The sequence below is a fragment of the Clostridium sp. genome, assembly GCF_017888565.1.
Classification (GTDB): Bacteria; Bacillota; Clostridia; order Clostridiales; family Clostridiaceae; genus Clostridium.
This window is the reverse complement of the sequence record NZ_JAGHFX010000044.1, coordinates 110,095-120,223: the sequence shown is the minus strand read 5'-3', so window position 1 is coordinate 120,223 and position 10,129 is coordinate 110,095. Positions and strand designations below refer to the sequence as shown.

Below are 10,129 nucleotides of genomic sequence, written 5' to 3'. Positions count from 1 at the left end.
GCCCTATACTGTGTATTATAGAAATTCTCTCTATTTTTTATTATATCATGATTTCCATAAATCATATAAATTCTATTTTCTTCTTTCAATTTATTAAATAACTTAAATATATCATTATAACAATATGCGATGTCATTAAAATTTCTATTCTTCCAAAGCTCATCTCCATCTCCAACTTCAACATAAGTAAAACCCTTTCTATAATAATAAGCTAGAGCTGTCTTATAAATATTTCTATTTGGAAGAAGAGAATCATAAAAAGTACCATCGCCTCTATGGATATCTGAAATAAAAACTATATTATCTCCATCATCAAATTTTACTTCAATTGCATTATCATAAAGATAGTTTAATCTTTTCATAAATTTCTCCTTACTTAATTTATAATATTTTATTATATGTTTTTATTACCTATTTGCTAAAAACATCCATATAAAATACTAATAACTTATAGATAAATTTAATATCTTTTGTATAAACTACTTATATAGTTTAAAGAAGAAAGAGGCGAAATTTGTGAAGCTTAAATATAAATTTATAAATTTCATTTTAATTGCACTATTTACCTTTAATGCACTGCCATTTTCTAATTCCTTTGCAGATGATTTTTATGAAGATGAAGAAACTATTAACTTTTTAAATAATGGTTTATCATCTGAAGAAATGAAAGAAGAATTTAAAGGTTTATTAGAAGATTTATTTACACAAAGAAATGCTGCTATAGTTTCTGGAGATTGTGAACTGTTAAAGGGCTTTTATGATTTAAATATAAAAATAAGCTTATGGGCATATGAAAGTGAAGCTAAAAAAACTAACTATTTAATAAATTGGTCAGAAAAACAATCTGTAAAATTTAGAGATTTAAAATCTGTAGTTAGGATAAGAAAAGTTGCTGAAAAAGAGCCAGGTTTATATGGAGTAATTTGTGATGTTGCAACAGATTTTAATTACTACTATATAGATACCCCAGATATTATTAATCACTTTAGACTTGGAACTAATCACTACTTAAATTTAAAAAAAGAAAATGATAAATATATTATAACTAAAGAATGGTATACTGATCCTTTTGCAGACTCACTTGATATAAAAAATATAAAATCTGATGAAATAAAAAATTATATATTAGCTCAAAAGCAACCAGAATTTGTACCAAGTGAAAGAGTAACAAAAGCAATAGAATATGCTCATAAATATTGCGGAGTTTCTGAAGATGAAGAATTTACTTTTAAATATAATTCAAAATATAAAGATCATAATCCTGATGGTGGTGATTGTGCAAACTTTGCTTCACAAATTCTATTTGAAGGTGGCGGCTTCAAGAAAAATAGCCTATGGAACTACTCTGGAAAAGAAGGAACTAAGGCTTGGTTAAATGCACAAGGATTTAAAAATTATATGGTTGGCAGTGGCAGAGCTTCATATATTGCTAAAGGCTCCTATCAACAAACATATAAAGCAGCTTTTAATATGAGACCTGGAGATTTTGTTGCATATGAAAAAAAGGGAAGAATAACTCATATATCAACAGTTACTGGATTTGATTCTAAGGGTTATCCATTAGTAACATGTCATAACACTAATAGATTACTCGTTCCATATGACTTAGGTTGGAGTAATGATAATATAAAATTTCACCTCATTCATGTTCATTACTAAAAATTCACATGCAAAAATACCACTATAAATTTTAACTTTGTAGTGGTATTTCTATTTATATCCGTTTATTTTATTTCTTATATTTATCTAAATAATTGGTACCATTCATAAACTTAGTATGATAATTTATATTTCATAAAATTCTATCTTCGAACTAATTACTCACAAATCATATTTCTAAAATTATAACTAGAAGCCTATAGTTTTCAAACTATATATAATCTATTCTCTATTTTTCACTATTTTAGCTATAAAGAAACCTTCCATATTTTCATTTGGAATTATTCTTATTGATTTTATAATTTCTTCACTATATATTTTTTCTTTATATTTACTTAAACCTCTTATTACATTTGGTAATCCTAAATTAATTTTTTCTAATCTCAAATCTGGATATTTATTTAATGCATATTCTATAACCTCTTCATTTTCAAAAGGATTTAGAGTACATGTTGAGTACACCATAATTCCTCCAGGTTTAAGAGCATTATAGGCACTATCAAATAACTTTTTTTGTAACTTTGAACATAATGCAACTTTTTTTTCATTCCATCCCTTATATGCCTTACTATTTTTTAATGTGATTATTCCTTCTCCAGAGCAAGGAGCATCTAAAAGAACCCTATCAAAATATTTGTTTAATCGTTTACCTATAGAACATCCATCAGCTCCTAAAACTATTATAGAATTTGCACCTTGTTTTTCTATATTATAATTTAGCCTCTCTCTTCTTATTTCATTTACATCATTTGCTAAAATAGTTGCTTTATTTTTAGTTAAATCAGCCATGTAAAGGCTCTTTCCACCTGGTGCTGCACACATATCTAAAACAACTAAATCTTCTTTTAAATCTAAAAATAAAGGAGGTAACATTGAAGATAGATTTTGTAAATATATTTTACCATATTTATAAGCTTCTAATCTTCTTACGTTACTCTCCTTAATGCCTTTTGCAATAAATGCATTTTTTAATACTGAATGATTTACAGCCTTTATTTTATTTCTGCTTAATTCATCCATAACTTCCTTAGTACTGCCTTTTAAAGTATTAATTCTAAATGTAGTATTTCGTCCTCTATAATAACTTTTATAAATAAGATCTAATTGACCATCTGTAAATATATTTTCTAAAATTTCTATAAGTTCTTTTGGCAAGCTATTTTTAACTTCCTTAATTGACACTACATCACCCCTATAGTTTATTCATAATATATACTACTTTTCAATTTTATAAATTATGCTCTTTTTTATAATTTCTCATTTTATCAGCCATCTCCATCCTAATTCAAATACTACGAAAAATAATTTACTACTACAGAAAATCTTAAAATATTACTTAAATTTTTCTCTATAATTTCACCTCTAACTTTGTAATATTCTTTATTTATATATTACTCATTTCAAAGTTAATTTTCAATTTCCAATTACGTTCAAATTAATATTATAGAAGGTTTTGGCATGATTTCATATTAAGATATTTTAATAAAATAAATGTAATTATTCTTACTTGTATAAGTATTTATAATTCCATTTTTTCTAATAAAAAAAGCTACCCTACTGTATAAAACATAAATAGTAAAGTAGCTTAATTCTTTATTATCTTAAAGATTAATTTTCAATTCAACTGGGCAATGATCAGATCCTAAAACTTCAGCATGAATTTTAGCATCTTCTAATTTATCCTTTATTGAATCTGACACTAAGAAATAATCAATTCTCCACCCTGCATTTTTTGCTCTTGCATTAAATCTATATGACCACCAAGAATAAGCTCCAACTTCATCAGGATAAAAATATCTAAATGTATCAACAAAACCAGCCTTTAACAATTCGTTAAATTTACTTCTTTCTTCTTCTGTAAACCCTGCATTTCTTAAGTTAGTTTTAGGATTTTTCAAATCTATTTCCTTATGTGCAACATTTAAATCCCCACAAACTATAACTGGTTTCTTTTCATCTAATACCTTTAAATAATCTCTAAATGCATCTTCCCAAACCATTCTATAATCTAATCTTGCAAGTTCATTTTTTGAATTTGGAGTATAAACTGTTACCATATGAAAATTTTCAAATTCTAAAGTAATAACTCTTCCTTCTTTATCATGTTCTTCTATCCCTAACCCATAACTTACATTTAAAGGTTTTTCTTTTGTAAATATAGCTGTTCCTGAATAACCTTTTTTCTCAGCATAGTTCCAATACTGATGATATCCTTCTAACTCTAAATCTATTTGACCTTCTTGTAATTTGCTTTCTTGAATACAAAAAATATCTGCATCCATTTCTTTAAAATATTCTAAAAAACCTTTTGTAACACAGGCTCTTATTCCATTAACATTCCATGATATTAACTTCATTTCTTCTTCTCCTTTGATATAAAATTATATTTAATAATATTATATCACGTTTTTAATTTAATATCATTCTATGAATATGTATTCATTCTTTTAGATAATTTAACTAATTCATCTAAAGAATTTTTTGCATCAGTAACTTCGTTAAATAGTATTTCAACCGTTGCAGCTGTATTTTGTGAATTTGCTAATGTTTCCTCTGATATTGAAGCAACATTCGTTATTCCATCTGTAATTTTAGAATTATCATTATCTATTGCAATAATTCTATTTGTTACTCCTTTAACAAGTTTCTCCATATCATCTAATCCATTAGTTAAATCATAAAGCCCCTTAGTAGTATTTTGCACTATTAACTCTTCTTCATTTATTATTTCTGTAACATCATTGATAGATTTAGAAACATTTAAAACTTCGCCTTCTAATTCTTTAATGATACTATTTATTTCATTTGAAGAATCCTTGCTTTGCTCTGCTAACTTTCTTATTTCATCTGCAACAACTGAAAACCCTCTTCCGTATTCACCAGCTCTAGCTGATTCTATAGCTGCATTTAAAGCTAAAAGATTAGTTTTCTCTGATATATCTCTTATTATATCAATTATTACTAATACTTTAGAAGTCCTTTCCTTTAGTTCATTAGCTATTGTATAAACCTCTAAATTTTTATTTTTAACTTCCTTGGAATTTCTAGCAACCTCTTCTACCATCCCAAATACATCCTCAAAAGTATCTCTACTTTTCTTAAACTCCATTTCCATGTCTTTTGAACTATTTACAGCACTTTCAATATCTAATTTTATATTATTTGATGCCTTATTTTGCTCTTCAATATTTGAAGTAGTACTTTCACAACCATTTAATATCTCCAAAATAGCACTACTTATATCAGATGATGATGATTCTATAGTATTAAAAGTCTCTGATATTGATGATGTATTCTTATTTAATGATTCTATTGCTGACCTTATTTCAATTAATATCTTCTCTTGTTCTTTAACCATATTATTGCTTTTTTCTCTTTCAAGATCTGCTTCTAACCTTATTTTATTTGATATTCTAGTTATAATAAACGCCATAGCATAAAACATAAAAATACATACTAATTCTAAAAATATATTATCTCTAACAGCTTCATTATTAAAATTTACAAAACCCCATATTATATTTAATATAAAAGCTCCTACTATTGGTATTATCATAAATTTATGATCTAAATATATCATACATATAACTATAAGAGGTACTATTGCAACTGGAGCTACCATCAAATTAGATTTAAATAATAATATTGCATAAACTATTGCATATGGTGTCCCAACTATATGCCTTATCTTTATGTTATCTTTATTCTTAAAATAAAACATAATCATGATACTTGTTGATATTAATGTAATTGCAAGTGCTAAATATGCAAATTCATTTTCTATTCTTTTGTTTTTCACCATAGCTAATAACCCTAAAGAGTATGTTATTGTAAGAACTGAAGTTGCTACAACAAATCCCCTATTTGTTTCTCTTGTCACTTTATTTTCCACGTATCTCTTCCCCCAAACCCTTTTTCTATAAGTATCGTCTTATTTTTATCATTCTTTACAATTTGCGTATTAATAAATAAAAAAAATAGTAGAAATATGTAAAAAATCATTCTTATTAGAATAACATATTTCCACTATTTTTAATTTCTTATTATATATTCTACTAATAATATTTTCTAAAATTTATTAGTTATATAAAGGATGCTTTTCACATAAAGCTTTAACTCTTGATTTTAATAATTCTAAATCGTGATCTTTCGTAGAAAGTGCATCATTTATAATAGATGCTATTTCCTTCATATCTTCTTCATTAAACCCTCTTGTTGTAACAGCTGGTGTACCTATTCTAATACCAGATGTTACAAATGGACTTTTAGTTTCATTTGGTACAGTATTTTTATTTACTGTTATTCCTATACTATCTAAAAGTATTTCAGCATCTTTTCCTGTAACATCTTTATTAGTTAAATCAACAAGTATTAAATGATTATCTGTTCCACCTGAAACTATTTTAAAATCATATTTAGTTAATTCATTAGCTAATGTACTACAATTATTAACTACATCTTTTATATAATCTTTATAACTTGGATCTAATGCTTCTTTAAAACATACTGCTTTTGCTGCTATAGTATGTATAAGAGGGCCTCCTTGTATTCCTGGGAATATAGTTTTATCTATTTGCTTTGCATATTTTTCTTTGCAAAGAATTAATCCACCTCTTGGTCCCCTTAATGTTTTATGTGTTGTTGAAGTAACAAAATCTGCATACGGCACTGGAGATGGATGTACTCCTGCTGCAACAAGTCCTGCAATATGAGCCATATCTACCATGAATAAAGCTCCCACTTCATCACATATATCCTTAAAAACTTTAAAATCAATCACTCTTGCATATGCACTTGCACCTGCTACAATAAGTTTTGGCTTATGCTTAAGCGCTAATTCTCTAACTATATTATAATCTATAGTTTCAGTTTCTTTATCAACACCATAAGAAACAAAATTAAATAACTTTCCTGAGAAATTTACTGGTGAACCATGAGTTAAATGTCCTCCATGACTCAAATCCATTCCTAAAACCGTATCACCAGGCTCAAGTATTGATAAATAAACAGCCATGTTAGCTTGTGACCCTGAATGTGGTTGAACATTTGCATGATCAGCCCCAAATAATTCTTTTGCTCTTTCTCTAGCTATATCTTCTACTTCATCAACTACGTGACATCCACCATAATATCTTTTATTTGGGTATCCTTCTGCATATTTATTTGTAAGGAATGATCCCATAGCTTCCATTACTGCTTTTGAAGCAAAATTTTCTGATGCAATTAGTTCAATTCCATCTTGTTGCCTTTTTAGTTCTTTTTCTATTAATTCATAGATTGCTTTATCTTCTTTTGAAATACTTTCAAAATTCATTTTATCACCCCAAATCCTTTTTTACTAAATTATAAATATAATTTAAATAATAATCAATTAATATTTCTAATTTATTCTTGTTTTTTTATAAATTTATAAATTAATTTATTAATAATATTATATATATTATTAATTCTGTAAAGTAGTATATACTATATATAATACTATTATGTTATAATACCTTGAGAAATTTTTTTGATTATAAGGAGCATAAAATATGGATATGAATGAAATACTTCACGTTGCAACTTTTGCAGGAAAAATAATGCTTGAGTCTGGTGGAGAAACATATAGAGCTGAAGAAATAATATGGAGGATATGCAAAATCTATGGTATAGAAGAGGCCGAAAGCTTTGTAACTCCAACTGGTATTATGGTTTCTGTATGTCATGAAGGGAAAACTTATTCTTTAATTAGAAGGGTTTCAACAAGAACTATTGATTTAGATAAGGTCGATAAAGTAAATGATCTATCTAGAAATATTATAAGTCGAGGTTTATCTGTATCAGAACTTAAAACTCAGCTCCAAATAATAAATAATGGAGAAAGATATAATAATAAAACTGCCATATTAATTTCTGCATTAGGTGCCTTTTGCTTTGTATTTCTTTTTGGTGGAAAGATAAGAGAAGCTATTGCTGCTTTTTTCATTGGACTTATTATAAAATCTGTATCGATTAAATTTTCTACTCTTGAAATAAATCAGTTTTTCATAAATAGTATTTCAGCTGGAATTGCTGCTATAATTGCTATTTTATTTTTAAAGTCAGGATTTATAAATGACATAGACAAAACTATAATTGGCTCCATAATGTTATTAGTTCCCGGTCTCGCTATTACAAATGCAATAAGAGATACAATATCTGGAGACTTACTTGCAGGTCTTACAAGAGCTGCTGAAGCTTTTTTGGTAGCAATATCGATAGCTGTAGGCACTGGAGCTGTACTTAGTTTCTGGCTTTCTACTTTTGGAGGATTATAATATGATAATACAATCACTGTTTGCATTTTTTTCTACACTTGGTTTTGGTATATTATTTAATATAAAAGGTCAAAAATTATTTTATGCCGCTTTAGGTGGAGGGTTAAGTTGGTTCATAAGCCTCTATTGTGAAAGTTTAGGTTTTAATACAACCTCATCATTTTTTATTTCAGCAATTATATTTAGTATTTACTCTGAAGTTCTAGCTAGAGTATTAAAAACTCCTGTTACAACACTTATAATTTGTGCCTTAATTCCATTAGTACCTGGTGGAGGAATGTATTATACAATGTACGAAGCTATAAATGGAGATATAATGAAATCTTTAGAAATAGGTCTAACTACATTAGCAAATGCTGGTTCACTTGCCCTTGGAGTTATATTTGTATCAACAGTTACTAGACTTTTAATGTCTGCTAGAAAGAAGAGAGAATTTAGAGAATTAGAAAGACGTGCAAAAAGAAAATTTAAAAAATAAAGCCATACACCTTATTATTTAGTGTATGGCTTTTAAATTACTCTTCTATTGAAATAGCTGTTACTGGACAGCTTTCACAAGCTTCTCTTGTTGCATCTTCCAATTCTGCTGCAACAGTTCCTTCTATAGCAACTGAAACTCCTGTTTCTAATGAAAATACTTCTGGACAGACTCCTTCGCAAAGTCCACAAGATATACATGTATTTTCGTCAACAAATGCCTTCATGCAATTCGCCTCCTTTATTTACATTACCTTAAATCTAAAAAAGTTAATGTACATTTATAACTTAATATATCATAATTATAAATAATTATTTTTATTTGTCAATGTTATTTAATAACTATTATTAGTAATAAATATTAATTATTCTTTATTTAATAGATTATAATAAGTTTATGTCGTTTTCTCTACATACTTTTAAATTTTTCTCATCCCATGTACTTGCTTGTACTTCTCCTATATGAGCTTTATTTAATAAATACATACAAATTCTAGATTGGCCTATTCCTCCCCCTATTGTATAAGGTAATTCTCCGTTTAATAACATCCTATGAAAATCTAAACTTCTTCTATCATCATTTCCTGAAATTTTCAGTTGATAATCTAATGCTTTTTCATCTACTCTTATTCCCATTGAAGATAACTCTACAGCCCTATCTAAAAGCGGATACCAAAATAATATATCCCCATTTAAATTCCAATCATCATAGTCTGGACTTCTTCCATCATGCTTTTCTCCAGATTTTAAAACACCCCCAACTTTCATTAAAAATACTGCTTTATATTCTTTACATATAGCATCTTCTCTTTCTTTTGGAGTGTATTCTGGATACTTGTCTTCTAATTCTTGAGTAGTTATAAAAAATATTTCTTCTGGCAACTTATCTTGACCCTCTATTAAATCCTTATGAACATACTTTTCAGTTTCTTTAAAAACATCATATATACATCTTACTACTTCCTTTAGTTTTTCTTCAGTTCTATCTTTTTTATCTATAACTTTTTCCCAATCCCATTGGTCTACATAAATAGAATGTAAATTATCTAATTCTTCATCTCTTCTTATTGCATTCATATCAGTATATAACCCTTCCGATACTTTGAATCCATATCTATGAAGACTTAACCTCTTCCATTTAGCTAATGAATGAACTATTTCTACATCATTTCCAGTTGCTAACACATCAAATTTTACTGGTCTTTCTATGCCATTTAAATTATCATTAACACCACTTTGTGCGTCAACAAATAATGGTGCTGAAACTCTTGTTAACTTTAAATTTTCCGCTAGTTTTTTTTCAAAGAAGTCTTTAATTTTTTTAATATGAACCTCTGTTTCAATTAATGTTGTACTACTTTTGTAGCCTTCTGGTATTATTATTCCTTCTACTTTCATTTTAAAAGCTCCCCCTTTAAATAAATATTTAAATTTAAATAATCAAATCCCCAAGAGTAAATAGTTTTATTACAAATAAAAAAGCCTTCATCCTTTATGTATATAAAAGGATGAAAGCTATAATTCCATGTTGCCACCTTAATTCACTATTACTTCGCAATAATAGACTCTTCAAGTACGTAAGTAAAACTTAGATACTCTAGCACTATAACGGGCGCAACCCGGTTACCGCCTACTAGTTGTTATCTTTCTGGGTACGGCTCAGAGATGTTATTCAAATTAACTTTCTTATTCTACTC

General features: G+C 27.5%; 10 protein-coding genes and 1 other annotated feature (1 of these 11 cut by a window edge). Of the genes, 3 read left to right on the top strand and 7 right to left on the bottom strand.

What is annotated here, in order from left to right; all coding sequences use genetic code 11:
* The coding region (locus J7M87_RS08425; protein WP_291650565.1) for a metallophosphoesterase at window positions 1-362 on the bottom strand (362 nt) is incomplete at its 3' end.
* 154 nt (window positions 363-516) lie between these two features.
* On the opposite strand from J7M87_RS08425, the gene J7M87_RS08420 reads away from it, so the two are divergent.
* Complete coding sequence (locus tag J7M87_RS08420) at window positions 517-1,659, top strand: amidase domain-containing protein (protein WP_291650562.1); 1,143 nt, start codon at window positions 517-519, stop codon at window positions 1,657-1,659.
* Window positions 1,660-1,881: 222 nt separating this feature from the next.
* Here J7M87_RS08420 and J7M87_RS08415 read toward each other — a convergent pair whose 3' ends face one another.
* The 4 genes from J7M87_RS08415 to glyA all read right to left on the bottom strand — a co-directional run bounded on the left by J7M87_RS08415 (window position 1,882) and on the right by glyA (window position 6,973).
* Complete coding sequence (locus J7M87_RS08415; RefSeq protein WP_291650560.1) at window positions 1,882-2,841, bottom strand: RsmB/NOP family class I SAM-dependent RNA methyltransferase; 960 nt, start codon at window positions 2,839-2,841, stop codon at window positions 1,882-1,884.
* 419 nt (window positions 2,842-3,260) lie between these two features.
* Window positions 3,261-4,016 (bottom strand): exodeoxyribonuclease III, encoded by a 756-nt coding sequence (locus J7M87_RS08410; protein ID WP_291650558.1) that lies wholly within the window; start codon window positions 4,014-4,016, stop codon window positions 3,261-3,263.
* A gap of 68 nt (window positions 4,017-4,084) precedes the next feature.
* Complete coding sequence (locus J7M87_RS08405; protein ID WP_291650556.1) at window positions 4,085-5,551, bottom strand: methyl-accepting chemotaxis protein; 1,467 nt, start codon at window positions 5,549-5,551, stop codon at window positions 4,085-4,087.
* Between the two features lie 186 nt (window positions 5,552-5,737).
* Window positions 5,738-6,973, bottom strand: coding sequence for a serine hydroxymethyltransferase (gene glyA / locus J7M87_RS08400; protein ID WP_291650554.1), 1,236 nt, complete (start codon window positions 6,971-6,973; stop codon window positions 5,738-5,740).
* Window positions 6,974-7,190: 217 nt separating this feature from the next.
* Between glyA and J7M87_RS08395 the strand changes: the two genes are divergently transcribed.
* Window positions 7,191-7,955: a threonine/serine exporter family protein gene (locus J7M87_RS08395; RefSeq protein WP_291650552.1), complete on the top strand. Its 765-nt coding sequence runs from the start codon at window positions 7,191-7,193 to the stop codon at window positions 7,953-7,955.
* Between the two features lies 1 nt (window position 7,956).
* Window positions 7,957-8,433, top strand: a complete 477-nt coding sequence (locus J7M87_RS08390) for a threonine/serine exporter family protein (RefSeq protein ID WP_291650550.1) — start codon at window positions 7,957-7,959, stop codon at window positions 8,431-8,433.
* Window positions 8,434-8,470: 37 nt separating this feature from the next.
* Here J7M87_RS08390 and J7M87_RS08385 read toward each other — a convergent pair whose 3' ends face one another.
* Both J7M87_RS08385 and asnA read right to left on the bottom strand, forming a co-directional pair.
* Window positions 8,471-8,659, bottom strand: coding sequence for a ferredoxin (locus J7M87_RS08385; RefSeq protein ID WP_008679353.1), 189 nt, complete (start codon window positions 8,657-8,659; stop codon window positions 8,471-8,473).
* A gap of 157 nt (window positions 8,660-8,816) precedes the next feature.
* A complete protein-coding gene (asnA, locus tag J7M87_RS08380) occupies window positions 8,817-9,830 on the bottom strand; it encodes an aspartate--ammonia ligase (RefSeq protein ID WP_291650545.1) in 1,014 nt (337 codons plus the stop codon).
* Between the two features lie 103 nt (window positions 9,831-9,933).
* Window positions 9,934-10,129 (bottom strand) — a binding site (T-box leader); it runs 64 nt beyond the window's last position.